Annotated in this window: 13 protein-coding genes; 10 read left to right on the top strand and 3 right to left on the bottom strand. The window is 70.1% G+C overall.

The genetic code is table 11. From position 1 onward, the window contains the following. Positions 1-71: 71 nt before the first annotated feature. From OG568_RS23170 to OG568_RS23150, 5 genes are all read left to right on the top strand, one after another. Entirely contained in the window at positions 72-887 is an 816-nt protein-coding gene (locus OG568_RS23170; protein WP_329532961.1) for a phosphatase, read from the top strand. 129 nt (positions 888-1,016) lie between these two features. Continuing rightward, entirely contained in the window at positions 1,017-1,229 is a 213-nt protein-coding gene (locus tag OG568_RS23165; RefSeq protein WP_004984898.1) for a helix-turn-helix domain-containing protein, read from the top strand. A gap of 165 nt (positions 1,230-1,394) precedes the next feature. After that, entirely contained in the window at positions 1,395-1,493 is a 99-nt protein-coding gene (locus OG568_RS23160) for a 30S ribosomal protein bS22 (RefSeq protein WP_003948845.1), read from the top strand. A 451-nt stretch (positions 1,494-1,944) separates the two neighbouring features. Further along, entirely contained in the window at positions 1,945-3,006 is a 1,062-nt protein-coding gene (locus tag OG568_RS23155) for an NAD-dependent epimerase/dehydratase family protein (protein ID WP_266437727.1), read from the top strand. 14 nt (positions 3,007-3,020) lie between these two features. After that, the gene (locus OG568_RS23150) at positions 3,021-4,103 is read left to right on the top strand and encodes a lysophospholipid acyltransferase family protein (protein ID WP_329532960.1); all 1,083 of its coding nucleotides are present in this window, start codon (positions 3,021-3,023) and stop codon (positions 4,101-4,103) included. Between the two features lie 148 nt (positions 4,104-4,251). Here the strand turns inward: OG568_RS23150 and OG568_RS23145 are convergent, their stop codons facing one another. The 3 genes from OG568_RS23145 to OG568_RS23135 form a co-directional block, all read right to left on the bottom strand. Next, a complete protein-coding gene (locus tag OG568_RS23145) occupies positions 4,252-5,478 on the bottom strand; it encodes a DUF5667 domain-containing protein (protein ID WP_329532959.1) in 1,227 nt (408 codons plus the stop codon). Positions 5,479-5,734: 256 nt separating this feature from the next. Continuing rightward, the gene (locus tag OG568_RS23140) at positions 5,735-6,514 is read right to left on the bottom strand and encodes an ECF subfamily RNA polymerase sigma factor, BldN family (protein ID WP_054230018.1); all 780 of its coding nucleotides are present in this window, start codon (positions 6,512-6,514) and stop codon (positions 5,735-5,737) included. Positions 6,515-7,145: 631 nt separating this feature from the next. Then, positions 7,146-8,096 carry an HAD family hydrolase gene (locus tag OG568_RS23135; RefSeq protein WP_329532958.1) on the bottom strand — a complete coding sequence of 317 codons (951 nt, stop codon included), beginning with the start codon at positions 8,094-8,096 and terminating at the stop codon, positions 7,146-7,148. Between the two features lie 128 nt (positions 8,097-8,224). Between OG568_RS23135 and OG568_RS23130 the strand changes: the two genes are divergently transcribed. The 5 genes from OG568_RS23130 to OG568_RS23110 all read left to right on the top strand — a co-directional run bounded on the left by OG568_RS23130 (position 8,225) and on the right by OG568_RS23110 (position 14,143). Then, on the top strand, positions 8,225-8,524 hold the full coding sequence (locus tag OG568_RS23130) for a glutaredoxin family protein (protein ID WP_266437715.1): 300 nt from the start codon (positions 8,225-8,227) through the stop codon (positions 8,522-8,524). Positions 8,525-8,887: 363 nt separating this feature from the next. After that, the gene (locus OG568_RS23125) at positions 8,888-9,652 is read left to right on the top strand and encodes a redox-sensing transcriptional repressor Rex (protein WP_266584608.1); all 765 of its coding nucleotides are present in this window, start codon (positions 8,888-8,890) and stop codon (positions 9,650-9,652) included. Then, positions 9,649-11,406: a glutamyl-tRNA reductase gene (locus tag OG568_RS23120; protein WP_329532957.1), complete on the top strand. Its 1,758-nt coding sequence runs from the start codon at positions 9,649-9,651 to the stop codon at positions 11,404-11,406. The genes OG568_RS23125 and OG568_RS23120 overlap by 4 nt, the downstream gene beginning before the upstream one ends. Then, complete coding sequence (gene hemC / locus OG568_RS23115) at positions 11,403-12,425, top strand: hydroxymethylbilane synthase (protein WP_329532956.1); 1,023 nt, start codon at positions 11,403-11,405, stop codon at positions 12,423-12,425. The genes OG568_RS23120 and hemC overlap by 4 nt, the downstream gene beginning before the upstream one ends. Next, the gene (locus tag OG568_RS23110) at positions 12,422-14,143 is read left to right on the top strand and encodes a uroporphyrinogen-III synthase (RefSeq protein ID WP_329532955.1); all 1,722 of its coding nucleotides are present in this window, start codon (positions 12,422-12,424) and stop codon (positions 14,141-14,143) included. The genes hemC and OG568_RS23110 overlap by 4 nt, the downstream gene beginning before the upstream one ends. Positions 14,144-14,209 lie beyond the last annotated feature (66 nt).

Raw genomic sequence — 14,209 nt, 5'->3', positions numbered from 1 at the left:
CATTACGCCAACTGTGGGGCGTTTTCGGGAAATTCGGGTGAAGAGGGCTCGGGTGCGTCAGCATCGCTGTCGTGTTGAGCACCGGAGCATTACGTGCGCACCTGCTGGCGGCCCGGTTGGCCGGGCCCGTCGCCACCTCGCGTGAGGAGAGCCTGCGGAGTTATCGGCTCTTCGTGGCCCGTGACCCCCGTGTGTTGATCGGGCTCGATCCCGAGTGGACATGGGGACCCCGGGACCTGATCGAGTTGATGGCGGACAAGTGTGGAGTTTCGGCCGATCCGACGCACACGAGCGGGCATGATGTGATCGACCCTGAGCGGACTTTGGCCGCGCTCGATTCCTTCGCGGCGCGGCTCGGAACGGCGGCCCGAAGGCGTGAGGCGGTGCTCCTCGGGACCGGTCATCCGCACCGTCTGCTCGGTTTCTACGCCTCCCTCGCGGACGCCCTGTCGGCGGCGGGATGTACCGTCCTCACCCCCGCGCAGGGTAGCTCTGTCGACATAACGACCCGGTTCGGTCTACGCACGTACAACCTTGACTACGTACAAGGTGTCGCGTTGGTACGCGAACCCGGCGCGCAAGCCCCCGGTGGTGCGACCGGCGCACACACCCACTCACCGCTCCCGGTTCGGACCGTTCTGGCGGCCGCCGCGGAGGCCGGCGGACCGCTCCCGGAGCTCGTCATCGGGGACCACGGTTGGGTCTGCGGAGCAGGTCAGCTGGGGTTCGAGGCCATGGGGCTGGCCGATACGGACGATCCGGCGCTCTTCGTCGGAGAGGCAGAGGGGCGGGTGTCCGTCGTCGTTCCGCTTGATGACGCTGTGCGGTCTGATTACTACCGACCGCTTACTCGCTATGTACTCAATCGAGCGTGTCTGTCACAGTAGGCGGCCGATGGCATCCCCTCTTCCCCACTCGCATCACCCGCCCCTACATTGGGGAGTGAGCACGCAACGACGAAGAGTCACCGGAAGGGGAAGCCGGTGGCCGTCGAGTGCGGAAGGTTCAGGTGTGTCATGGCTGCAGCTGGCGAGAGGCCTCTGAACGAGGTTCAGTTCCTTACCGTGGCGGAAGTCGCCTCGGTGATGCGAGTGTCGAAGATGACCGTGTACCGCTTGGTGCACAGCGGTCATCTGCCGGCGATCCGGGTGGGGAGGTCCTTCCGGGTGCCGGAGCAAGCGGTTCACGAGTACCTCCGCGAGAGCTATGTGGGGGTGGAGACAGCCTGACGGTTGCTCCGAGGGGTTCCCGAGAGGCCCTTGTGGCCGCCTCGGGAATCCACTCGGATCCCCTCGATTACGACCTCGGCGCTCGGACGGGTAGGCTGGCCCCTCATAGGTCGTGTGGGCCCATGCAGCCCAGCACCGAGTAAAGAGAAGTGAGCGAGGGTAGTCGTGGGCTCTGTTATCAAGAAGCGGCGCAAGCGGATGGCCAAGAAGAAGCACCGCAAGCTGCTCAAGCGCACTCGCGTTCAGCGTCGCAACAAGAAGTAGGGCCGTGCCCCGCATCGCCGGGGCTCGTCCTTGCGCTTGTGCGAGCGCTGCGAACGGCGCGCTCTGTGGCCCCCCACCAGCCGGTGGGGGGCCACAGCCGTTTTCCGGCCCGGGCCCGACCGGGGCCCTGGGGCGGGGCCCGCTCTCCCGCCGCACCGGGTTCCTCCGGACTGGGTTCCTCCGTCGCGGCGGCTTTCGCCCAGAGCGGGTACTTTCCGCGGGGAGCGGCGCGCGTCTCCTGCGCGAGGGCTCCAGAGGGCGATGCTGTGCGTACGCCCATGTGCCGTGTGGCTTGGTCTGATCGTATGTCTGTGGCTGTCGTCACTTCGTGCATCGGGCGGTCATCACAGCGCAACATCAACCCGCTAGGTTGGCGGCACACGGGGAACACGGCAGGGTACGAGCAGAGCTACGTCCGCTTACGCGCAGAACGGGAAGAGAGGCGCTGATCTTGGGGAAGGTCGTGCTCGTCACCGGAGTGGCCCGTCAACTGGGAGGCCGGTTCGTACGACGGATCCAGCGTGACCCCCAGGTTGACCGGGTGATCGCCGTGGACGCGGTGCTGCCCGAGCACCATCTGGGCGGGGCCGAGTTCGTCCAGGCCGACATCCGCCAGCCCACGATCGCCCGCGTGCTCGCCGAGCACTCCGTCGACACGGTCGTCCACATGGACGTGACGGGCATCGCGCTGGGCGGTGGCAGCCGGACGACGGTCAAGGAGACCAACGTCATCGGCACCATGCAGCTGCTGGGCGCCTGCCAGAAGTCCCCGTCGGTCAAGCGGCTGGTCGTGAAGTCCAGTACGAACGTCTACGGGTCCGCGCCGCGGGATCCGGCCGTGTTCACCGAGACCACCCCGCCCAAGTCGCTGCCCAGCGGCGGCTTCGCGAAGGACACGGTGGAGGTCGAGGGGTATGTGCGTGGCTTCGCGCGGCGGCGGCCCGACGTCGCCGTGTGTGTGCTGCGGTTCGCGAACATCCTCGGGCCGAGCGCCGACTCGCCGCTCGCCTCGTACTTCGCGCTGCCGGTGCTGCCGACCGTCTTCGGCTACGACCCGCGGCTGCAGTTCGTGCACGAGGACGACGTGATCGAGGTGCTGCGGATCGCCTCGGACGATCCGGAGCGCGGCACTCTCAACAGCGGAACCTTCAACATCGCCGGAGACGGCGTCCTGTTGCTCTCGCAGTGCGCCCGACGGCTGGGGCGTCCCACGGTGCCCCTGCTGCTGCCGGCGCTCAGCTGGGCGGGCACGGCGGTGCGTACCCTGGGCGTGACGGACTTCTCCCCCGAGCAGCTGCGGCTGCTCACCCACGGCAGGGTCGTGTCGACGAACCAGATGCGCGAGACGCTGGGCTACAAACCGAGATACTCGACCGCGGAGACGTTCGCGGACTTCGCACGCAGCCGGGGGCCCGGACTCCTGCCCCCCGAGGCCCTCGCGGGGGCCGTCGACCGGATCGCCGCGCTGCGTCATGTGGGCGGCGGCCACCCCCCGACACTGAGCGCCAACTGAGGAGCGCATCGACGATGGCGGACGCCAAGGTCATTCCGTTCGACGACGACCGGTCGCGCGGGGGTGCTGTGCAGCGCCCGCCGCGGCGGCGGGCCGCGGGGAGCCGGCGCAAGGGCGATCCCGTGGTGGTACGTGAGGTCCAGCCCCTGCCCGGCCGGCCCTTCCCGCAGGATGATGTTCCTGTGACGTGTGAGGAACAGCCGCCTCAGCCGTCGACGCCGAAGAACGCGCCGTCGACGTCGCAGGCGCGGGAGGGCGGCGGACTGGAACGGCGCGTCGCCGGTGGCCTCGCCTTTCTGCGCCGGCGCCTCACCGGGGACTACGAGATCGATGACTTCGGGTACGACCAGGAGCTCACCGAGCAGGTCCTGATGTCCCTGATCCGCCCGCTGTACGAGAAGTACTTCCGGGTCGAGGTGAAGGGCATCGAGAACATCCCGACCGACGGCGGCGCCCTGATCGTCGCCAACCACTCCGGCACCCTCCCGCTGGACGGCCTGATGATGCAGGTCGCCGTCCACGACAACCACCCCGAGAGCCGCCATCTGCGTCTCCTCGCGGCCGACCTGGTCTTCATGCTGCCGGTGGTCAACGAGCTGGCCCGCAAGGCCGGTCACACCCTCGCCTGCGCCGAGGACGCCGAACGGCTCCTGGAGCGCGGCGAACTGGTGGGCGTGATGCCGGAGGGCTTCAAGGGCATCGGGAAGCCGTTCAGCGAGCGCTACAAGCTGCAACGTTTCGGCAGGGGCGGTTTCGTGTCGACGGCTCTGCGGCAGGGCGTCCCGATCATTCCGTGCTCGATCGTCGGCGCGGAGGAGATCTACCCGATGATCGGCAACGCGAAGACGTTGGCGCGGCTGCTGGGCTTCCCGTACTTCCCGATCACGCCGACCTTCCCGTGGCTGGGTCCGCTGGGTGCCGTGCCGCTCCCCACGAAGTGGACGATCCAGTTCGGCGAGCCGATCCCCACGGACGGCTATCCGCCGGAGGCCGCCGAGGACCCGATGCTGATGTTCAACCTGACGGACCAGGTCAGGGAGCAGATCCAGCACACGCTGTACAAGTTGCTGGTGCAGCGCCGGTCGGTCTTCTTCTGACGGCTGGTCTGCTTCCGGCAGGTGGGTTCCGCCCGGCAGGTGGGTTCCGCCCGGCAGGTGGGTTCGCCCGGCGGTCGTTTCCTTCGGGCAGATGTACGAGGCTGGGGGCGCCCTTTCAGAGAAGGGCGCCCCCAGCCTCGTAACGGAGTTACCTGTTGTCCTCGCTGTCGATGCCCAGGCCCGGCAGGAGACCGGGCAGCAGCGGGGGCAGGGTGACGTCCGGCGCGCCGCTTGTCGGGCTGGACTTGCCGGCCGACGGGGATGAGCTGGTGGTGTCCTTGGGCGGGTCCAGGAGGCCGCCCGTGGTGCCGCCGAGCAGGCCCTCGCCGGTGCTGCTCGAGCTGGACGGCTTCGGGTTGCCGGTGCTGCTGTGGCTGCCGGCGGTGGAGCCGCTGCTGGCGCTGGGCGCCGGACGGTCCGTGCCGGACGACGAGCCGGGGGCGTCCGAACTGGCACCCCGGTGACGGCCCGTGCCTTCCTTCGCCGGGGTTCCCGGGAGCAGCGGGTCGACCTCCTCGTCTATGGCGGCGAACACCGACGAGACCTGCTGACTGACGTCGCCGAGCTGGACGGGCAGCCGGTCGCGCAGCGCGCCCCAGGCCTGGCGGTGCGACTGTGCGAAGGCGGACAGGGTCTGGAGGGGGCCCAGCGAGCCGTCCCGCTCGTATGCCTCGTACAGCAGGCGGTGGCCCTCGGAGGCGTCGTGCTGCATGCCCGACAGCGCGCGGCGGATCTCGCCCAGTGACTCGTGGTCGAGGTGGCCGGAGCGGCCGCGCTCCATCAGCCGGCGTGCCTCGCTCAGGCGTGTGGACGCCTGGTCGAGGTAGAGCTCGCCGCGGTCGCTGTCGCCGTGGGCCAGGCCCAGCTTGATGTCCTCCATGCCTCGCTTCAGCCCGTAGAGCGAGTCACCGGGCAGGGCGTCGGAGCTGGCGGCGGCCACGCCGCCGAAGGCTCCCGCGGCCACGCCCACGGTGAGCCCGCCCGCGGCCAGGCCCTTGGACAAACGCGAACGCGGTCGCAGCTTCCCCAGTCCGGTCGCCCGGTGCGCGCCCCGTGCCCGGTGCGAGCGCTGCTCGGGCACGGAACGGTCCGGGCCTTCGCCCCCCGCGGCGGTGCCTTCCAGCAGCATGGCCTCCATCGCGGCCACGAGCTGCGCTCGCTGCACGATTTTGACCTCGGGGTCCAGCTCCGGTTTGGGCAGCTCGCCGAGACCGGTGGCGAGGGCCAGCAGAAGGCCCTGCTCGGTCTGTTCCGACGCAGCCTGGGACGGTGCCGATCCATCGGGCTGCTCGGCCGCCGTGCCCTGGTCGGAATGCTCCTCCAGGGCCTGGGCGAAGGCGTTCGCCCGCCGGTGTGCCGATACGTTCGCGATCACTGGCGGCACCTCCTCTCGTCAAGACGGTCGACTCCCCAGGGGGTCCTGAGGGTTGCACGCCCCGAGCGCATCCACACGATCGAGTGATCGGCGATGGCCGGGTCGTGACCACAGGGAGCCTGTATCCCGCACAACGAGCGTCGCGGCACTTGGGTTACGGACGATGGATGATCGGGCCGCGAAGTCAACACACCTTTACGGAAGGTGAGTTGGACGTCGCTGAGCGTGCGGGATCGCTATGGCGTTCGTACGGGTCTCAGCGGGCGTCGTCCGGGAGGAGTCGCGCCAGGGTGCGGACGGCTCGGTACTGGAGGGTCTTGATCGCTCCCTCGTTCTTGCCCATCACCCGGGCGGTCTCGGCGACCGAGAGCCCTTGCAGGAAGCGCAGGGTGACGCACTCCTGCTGCTGAGGATTGAGCCGTCGTACGGCGTCGAGCAGGGCCGCGTTCGACAGTGACTCCAGGACGGAGTCCTCGGGGCTGCGCTCGACCTCGTTCGCGTCGAGCATTTCGCCGGTGGTCACTTCGAGTCGGAATCGGCTCGATTTGAAGTGGTCCGCGACCAGGTTGCGGGCGATGGTGACCAGCCAGGCGCCGAAGTCTCGGCCCTGCCAGGTGAACGTTCCGATGCGGCGCAGGGCGCGCAGGAACGTCTCGCTGGTGAGGTCCTCGGCGGTCGCCTTGCCGCCGACGCGGTAGTAGATGTAGCGGTACACGGTGTCGCTGTACTGGTCGTAGAGACGGCCGAAGGCGTCGGCCTCGCCGGCCTGGGCGCGCTCCACGAGGTCCATCATCCGGGCGCTGTCGCTGTCTGCGGCCGGGCGGCGTGCGGTGGGCGTGGCGGCCGAGCCCGAGCGGCCTCGTCTGCCGACCGCCGCGCTGCCCTCGGCCAGGGCGTAGCAAGGGCCGAGGGGCGCGGGGACGGCGGCGAGGGCGGGGACGGCGTACGCGGTGGGGACGAAGCCGCGCAAGCGGTCCAGGACCGTTGCGCGCAGCGTAGCCAGGCCCGAGGCGTCAACCCCGACGTGTGAGTACACGGGACTCCCAGAGGCAGAGCTTCCATCACGTGCAGTGCGGGACCGTTCACCCGTCGTAGCGACGGAGGGGTACCGGTTTGCGTCTGAGGAGAATAACGCTTCGTACAGGCAGCGCTACACCGAGTTGCTCAAATCGTCGATTACGTCGCTTCTGTAACCGATTGACGCCTGTTCAAGTGCCAGACAGTGACCGGTTGTTGATCGGATGGGTTCGGGTTCCGTCTGGGTGCGGGGCGTGTTGTGGCCGTGTGGGGGTGAGGTGACTGGGTGGGGGGTCAGGGGGGTAGGACAGGGGATTGGCCGACGTCCGGGGCGGTGCCCTGGGCCATGTCCCTCGCCGCCGCCGCCCCTACCCGTCCCATCCCCAGGGGCTCCGCCCCTTCGACCCCACTGGGGGCTGCGCCCCCAGACCCCCGCATCGGCCTGAACGGCCTCGTCCTCAAACGCCGGACGGGCTGAAGACGCGCGCCAGCGCTTCTGAGGAGGCGCGGGGAGATGCGGGGCGAAGCCCCCGCTTCAGGGGTGCGGGGAACTGTGCGATCAGCTCCCACCGGCCGTCAGTCGGGCGGATCGGGGTGGGTGGGGATGGGGGGCGAAGCCCCGCCGGCCGGGGTGCGGACCCCGGGGATGGTCAGCGGCGGCGGCGGTGGAGGGCGATGGCGGCCGCCGTGCCGCCGGCCACCGCGCCGACGCCGGCCGCGGCGGGGATGCCGACCTTCGCGGCCTTGCGGGCCGTGCGGTAGTCACGCAGACGCCACTCGAACGTACGGGCGTGCTTGCGGAGTTTCGCGTCCGGGTTGATCGCGTAGGGGTGGCCGACCAGGGACAGCATGGGGATGTCGTTGTGGGAGTCGCTGTAGGCGGCGCAGCGCGAGAGGTCCAGGCCCTCGGCGGCGGCCAGCGCGCGGACGGCTTCCGCCTTCGCCGGGCCGTGCAGCGGCTCGCCCACCAGCTTGCCCGTGTAGACGCCGTCCACCGACTCCGCGACCGTGCCCAGCGCCCCGGTCAGGCCCAGCCGACGGGCGATCACCGTGGCGATCTCCACGGGAGCCGCCGTGACCAGCCAAACCTTCTGGCCCGCGTCCAGGTGGGCCTGGGCGAGGGCGCGGGTACCGGGCCAGATGCGTTCGGCCATGTACTCGTCGTAGATCTCCTCGCCGATCGACATCAGCTCCGCGACACGGTGGCCTTTGACGATCGAGAGCGCCGAGTCACGGGCGTCCTGCATGTGTTCCGGGTCCTCGATACCGGCCAGCCTGAACCACGCCTGTTGCCAGGCGAATCGGGCGAGGTCACGGGTCTCGAAGAACTTCCGTTTGTACAGGCCCCGGCCGAAGTGGAAGAGGGCGGCGCCTTGCATCACGGTGTTGTCGAGGTCGAAGAAGGCCGCGGCCTTCTCGTCGCCGAGGACCGGGAACTCCGGTTCACGGTCGGGCGCGTCGGCGCCGGGCGCGGCGACGTGGGCTAGTTCCTCCAGTTCCTGGGAGGACTTGCGCGCTGCCTCCGCCGAGGCCTCGCCTGCCAACACGCTCCGCGCGGTTGCGGAGCGCCTACGGGGAGTGAGCCATCCGAGAGCGGCCATGTCGTGAGCATAGCCAGTTTGTTCGGAGCTTCCGGAGTCGAGAGGATTCGATGCTGTGAACTCTCCGCGACCGAGCCGTTAAAGAAGTCGTCCGACCGGCACGTCGGCGTCGCGCGGGTGGCGGGAGAATGACCCGTATGAGTTCCATGTTCCGGCGCGGTGAGCGCCGTACGACGCAGAAGGCACCCTCGGAGCGGCTGGTCACGCTCATCAGGAAGCCTGGTTGTCATCTGTGTGATGACGCACAAGAAGTGGTGGAGAAGGTGTGTGGGGATCTCGGGGTCCCCTGGGAGCACAAGGACATCACCGAGGATGAAGAGCTGCACCGTGCCTACTGGGAGCAGATCCCCGTGGTGCTGGTGGACGGGGCGCAGCACACCTTCTGGCGTGTGGACGAGGCGCGACTGCGCAAAGCCCTCGCTCCGTAGCGGCGCCGCCCGGCGCGGCGAGGTGCGGGTGCTTCGCCCGGATTGTGCCGTGATCGGGTCCGGACCCCGTCCTGACCGGTGAGTCCAACGGGTCCGGAAAGTCGCCTAGGATCGACGGCGATTGGTCTCGGGGGCGGGATTCGTTGAGGAGAGTGTACGGTTTTGCCCCCTTCAGGTGCGGAACGAAGTCGTGCGCGCGCCGGTTCCACACTGGCGCGCCGAGAGCGCGTGACCCCCGTCACGTTGCCCGGGCAAATCGGACACCATCTTTGTGCACGCGTTCACAAAGACATAGCCTGCATTCGACGGGGCGGTCTAGGTACGTGTGACCGCCTGCAGCCCCGCGCTACCCGCAGGAGCACCGTGGCAACTGGCCGAACTCACCGACCGGCGACCCGCAGCCGAGGGATTCCCGAGGCCACCGTCGCCCGTCTTCCGTTGTACCTCCGAGCCCTCACCGCACTGTCGGAGCGCTCGGTACCCACGGTCTCCTCCGAGGAGCTCGCGGCCGCGGCGGGGGTCAACTCCGCGAAGCTGCGCAAGGACTTCTCCTACCTCGGCTCCTACGGGACGCGTGGTGTGGGATACGACGTCGAGTATCTCGTGTACCAGATCTCCCGTGAGCTGGGCCTGACCCAGGACTGGCCGGTAGTGATCGTCGGTATCGGTAACCTCGGCGCCGCACTGGCCAACTACGGCGGGTTCGCCTCCCGTGGTTTCCGGGTCGCCGCGCTGATCGACGCCGATCCCGAGATGGCCGGAAAGCAGGTCGCCGGGATCGCCGTGCAGCACAGCGACGGCCTCGAGAAGATCATCGACGAGAACGGCGTCTCCATCGGCGTCATCACCACCCCGCCGGGCGTGGCCCAGCAGGTCTGCGACCGCCTGGTCGCGGCCGGAGTCACCTCCATCCTCAACTTCGCGCCGACCGTCCTGTCCGTCCCGGACGGCGTCGACGTACGCAAGGTCGATCTCTCCATCGAGCTGCAGATCCTCGCCTTCCACGAGCAGCGCAAGGCCGGCGAGGAGGCCGAGGCCCAGGCCGGTGCCGCCGCCGTGGCCCAGGCCGCCCAGGAGAACAACGGCAAAGGGCCTGACGGGGACGTCCCCGCCGTGATGCCGGCATGAGTCTCCTCGTCGTCGGGCTGAGCCACCGCAGCGCCCCGGTCAGCGTCCTGGAGCGGGCCACGCTGAATGCGGACGCCCAGGTCAAGCTGCTGCAGGACACGGTCGCCGCCGAGCCGGCCGCCGAGGCCACGCTGCTCGCCACCTGCAACCGCATCGAGCTGTACGCCGACGTGGACAAGTTCCACGCGGGCGTCGCCGAGCTGTCCACGCTGCTCGCCCAGCACAGCGGGGTCGGCCTCGACGAGCTCACCCCCCACCTCTACGTGCACTACGAGGACCGGGCCGTCCACCACCTCTTCTCGGTGGCCTGCGGCCTCGACTCGATGGTCGTGGGCGAGGGCCAGATCCTCGGCCAGATCAAGGACACGCTCGCCACCGCGCAGGAGCAGCACACCGCGGGCCGGCTGCTGAACGACCTGTTCCAGAAGTCGCTGCGGGTCGGCAAGCGTGCGCACTCCGAGACCGGCATCGACCGGGCCGGGCAGTCCCTCGTCACCTTCGGCCTCCAGCAGCTGTCGGGCGGCGCCGCCGTCGACGTCTGGGCCAAGGGCAAGAAGGCCCTCGTCATCGGCGCGGGCTCGATGTCCTCGCTGGCCGCGGCGACACTCGCGCGCGCCGGAGTGTCCGAGATCGTCATCGCCAACCGCACGCCGGACCGTGCGGAGCGGCTCGCCCAGATCCTCAACGAGAACGAGGGCGGCGGCACGGACGTGCTGGCCCGCGCGGTACCGATGGAGTCGGTGCCGGTCGAGCTGACACGTGCCGACATCGCCGTCTCCTGCACCGGCGCCACCGGCCTCGTCCTGACGGCCGAGTCGGTCGCGGCGGCCGTGGAAGGACGTACGGGAGAGCCCGTGGGCACGGCGAAGCCCGCCGCGCGGGGTGCCGACTTCGGCCGTACGGCGTCGTCCGCGGCCGTGGCCGACCCGGCGCAGCTCGCTCCCACGAGCGTCGGCACCGACGACGACTGCCCGCTCGACCTGTCCGCCGTGCAGGGCACGGCCGGCTTCTCTGTGCTCGGCGAGGCCGCCGTGGCCGGGATGGGCGCCGCCGAGCTGGAGCAGCACGCGGCCTGGGTGGACAAGGGCGATGTCGCGGCCCGTGCCCCGCGCGGGGCGGCCGTACTCGACCCGGAGGCCGACGCCGACGCCATCGCCGCACTCGTCCTGGCCGTCGCCACCGTCGGCCGGGTGCCCGAGCGCCGCAGGCCCGAACCGGTCGCCGAGGCCCCCCGGCCCGCGCCCGTCCTCGCGCTGCTGGACCTCGCCATGCCCCGTGACATCGACGCGGCCGTGCACCGGCTGCTCGGCGTGCGGCTCGTCGACATCGAGTCGCTGGCCGAGGCGTCCGCGGACGCGCCGATGGCGGCGGACGTGGACCAGGTACGAAGGATCGTTTCCGACGAGGTGGCCGCGTTCAGCGCCGCCCAGCGGGCGGCCCACATCACCCCCACCGTCGTGGCGCTTCGCACCATGGCCGCCGACCTCGTCGCGAGCGAGATCGCGCGGCTGGACGGGCGGCTGCCGGACCTCGACGACAAGCAGCGGGGCGAGATCACACAGACCGTGCGGCGCGTCGTCGACAAGCTGCTGCACGCGCCGACCGTACGGGTCAAGCAACTGGCCGCCGAACCCGGCGGCGCCGGGTACGCGGACGCGCTGCGAACCCTGTTCGACCTGGACCCCGAGACGGTCGCCTCCGTCTCGCGGGCCGAGAACAACAACGAGAACGCCAAGAACCGAGGGCGAGCATGAGTGAGCCACGTGAGCCACGTGCGCCGCAGGGGCAGGCTGGAGCGCCCCAGGGGCGACCAGATGAGAAGGCGGCACTGAGGCTGGGGACCAGGCGCAGCAAGCTCGCCATGGCCCAGTCCGGGCTGGTGGCGAAGGCCGTGAGCCAGGTGACCGGCAGGCCCGTCGAGCTCGTGGAGATCACGACGTACGGTGACACCTCCCGTGAGCACCTCGCCCAGATCGGCGGCACGGGCGTCTTCGTCACCGCGCTGCGCGAGGCGCTGCTGCTCGGCGAGATCGACTTCGCCGTGCACTCGCTCAAGGACCTGCCGACCGGGCAGCCCGACGAGCTCGTGCTGGCCGCCGTGCCGCTGCGCGAGGACCCGCGTGACGTCCTCGTCGCCCGCGACGGGCTGCGCTTCGAGGAGCTTCCGGACGGCGCGCGCGTCGGCACCGGTTCGCCGCGCCGGATGGCCCAGCTGAACGCGTACGCCCGCGACCACGGGATGACGATCGAGACGGTCCCGATCCGTGGGAACGTCGATACGCGGATCGGATACGTGCGCAGCGGGGAACTCGACGCCGTCGTGCTCGCCGCCGCCGGCCTCGGCCGCCTGGGGCGGATAGAGGACGTGACGGACTTCCTGTCCGTCGACACCGTTTTGCCCGCCCCCGGCCAGGGGGCCCTGGCGATCGAGTGTGCCGCGGACAACGCGGATCTCGTCGCCATGCTCGGCGAACTCGACGACCCGTTCACCCGGGCCGCCGTGACCGCCGAGCGGTCCCTGCTCGCCGCCCTGGAGGCCGGCTGCAGCGCACCCGTGGGTGCTCTCGCCGACCTTTTGGCCGACGGGCAGATTGTCAAGGAGATGCGCCTGCGCGGCGTCGTCGGTACGACCGACGGCACGACGCTGGTGCAGCTGTCCACCACCGGTCCCGTGCCCGAGACACATGACCAAGCAATGGCGCTCGGCCGTGAACTCGCCGCCGAGATGCTTGCCAAGGGCGCGGCCGGTCTGATGGGGGAGCGAGCACATTGAGCCCCACCAACCTTCCCGCCGGTCCCGAACACGGGCACGTCACCTTCCTCGGTGCCGGACCCGGAGATCCGGGACTACTGACACTGCGCGCCGTCGAGGCGCTGGCGAACGCGGACGTTCTCGTCGCCGAGTACGAGGTACTCGACATGGTCCGCGTCCACGCCAGACAAGGCGTCGCCGTAATGAGTACGGATACGGACGGGGGGACGCCTTTGGGCACGTCTTCCAGTACGTATCCGAGCACAGGCACGCCTCAACTAGCGGTTGTTGACGTCGTGTCAACGACCGCTGGTGACCCCGCGTTGAGGGACGCTGCCAATCTTGTCATGGAGGCCGCGCGGGGCGGCAAGCGGGTCGTGCGTGCGGTCTCCGGTGACCCCGGGCTCGACACGTACGCCGCCGAGGAGATGCTGGCCTGCGCCGCCGCCGGCGTGCCGTTCGAAGTCGTGCCGGGTGTCGCCGCGGCCGTGGGCGTGCCCGCGTACGCCGGTGTGCCGCTGCGTGACGCGCAGGGCGCCGACGTGCGGATCGTCGACGCGCGCACGGCCTCCGACCGGTGCTGGACCGAGGTCGGCGCGTCGGACGGGACGGTCGTCGTCTCGTCGACGCTGGACTCCGTGGCCGCCGCCGCGGGTGAGCTGGTCGCGGCGGGCCGCAAGCCGGACACGCCGATGACGGTGACGATCGCCGGTACGACGACGCGTCAGCGGACCTGGTCGGCCACGCTCGGGACGATCGCCCAGACCCTGAAGCAGGCGAAGGTGCTGCCGTCCCCGGACGGTGGGCGCCCGGTGATAGCCGTGGTCGGTGAGCGTTCCGCCGCGGCTCAGCGCGAGCAGCTCTCGTGGTTCGAGTCCAAGCCTCTGTTCGGCTGGAAGGTGCTCGTGCCGCGGACGAAGGAGCAGGCGGTCTCGCTCTCCGACCAACTGCGTTCCTACGGTGCTGTGCCGCACGAGGTGCCGACGATCGCCGTCGAGCCGCCGCGGACGCCGCAGCAGATGGAGCGCGCGGTCAAGGGCCTGGTCACGGGCCGCTACGAGTGGATCGCCTTCACTTCGGTGAACGCGGTCAAGGCCGTGCGGGAGAAGTTCGAGGAGTACGGGCTCGATGCGCGGGCCTTCGCCGGGATCAAGGTCGCCGCGGTGGGGGCGGAGACGGCGAAGGCGCTGGTCGCCTTCGGCGTGAAGCCGGATCTGGTGCCGAGCGGTGAGCAGTCGGCCGCGGGGCTTCTGGAGGACTGGCCGCCGTACGACCCGGTGTTCGACCCGATCGACCGGGTGTTCCTGCCGCGTGCCGACATCGCCACCGAGACGCTGGTCGCGGGGCTCATCGAGCTGGGCTGGGAGGTCGACGACGTCACGGCCTACCGGACCGTGCGCGCCTCGCCGCCGCCGGCGGAGACGCGGGAGGCGATCAAGGGGGGCGGCTTCGACGCCGTGCTCTTCACGTCGTCCTCGACGGTACGGAATCTGGTGGGCATCGCGGGCAAGCCGCACAACGTGACGGTGATCGCCTGTATCGGTCCGGCCACCGCCAAGACGGCGGAGGAGCACGGACTGCGGGTCGACGTCATGGCTCCGGAGCCGTCCGTGCACAAGCTGGCTGAGGCGTTGGCGGACTTCGGTCTCCGGCGCCGGGCTGCCGCCGCGGAGGCGGGGGATCCGGTTACTCGGCCGAGTGAGCGGCGGCCGGGAGCGCGGAGGCGTCGTACGACGTAGTCGTACGACATGGGTGTGCGTCGGGGGTATGGGGGCTTCGCCCCTCATACCCCCGCTGTCTTTTCG

This window comes from Streptomyces sp. NBC_01450, assembly GCF_036227505.1.
Classification (GTDB): domain Bacteria; phylum Actinomycetota; class Actinomycetes; order Streptomycetales; family Streptomycetaceae; genus Streptomyces.
The sequence above is the reverse complement of the archived record's forward strand: the minus strand, read 5'-3'. Positions and strand labels throughout refer to the sequence as shown.

Coding starts and splice junctions, on each gene's coding strand:
- OG568_RS23165 (WP_004984898.1), top strand. CDS start 1,017: ATGGCTGCAGCTGGCGAGAGGCCTCTGAACGAGGTTCAGTTCCTTACC.
- OG568_RS23150 (WP_329532960.1), top strand. CDS start 3,021: ATGGCGGACGCCAAGGTCATTCCGTTCGACGACGACCGGTCGCGCGGG.
- OG568_RS23135 (WP_329532958.1), bottom strand. CDS start 8,096: ATGGCCGCTCTCGGATGGCTCACTCCCCGTAGGCGCTCCGCAACCGCG.
- OG568_RS23130 (WP_266437715.1), top strand. CDS start 8,225: ATGACCCGTATGAGTTCCATGTTCCGGCGCGGTGAGCGCCGTACGACG.
- OG568_RS23120 (WP_329532957.1), top strand. CDS start 9,649: ATGAGTCTCCTCGTCGTCGGGCTGAGCCACCGCAGCGCCCCGGTCAGC.
- hemC (WP_329532956.1), top strand. CDS start 11,403: ATGAGTGAGCCACGTGAGCCACGTGCGCCGCAGGGGCAGGCTGGAGCG.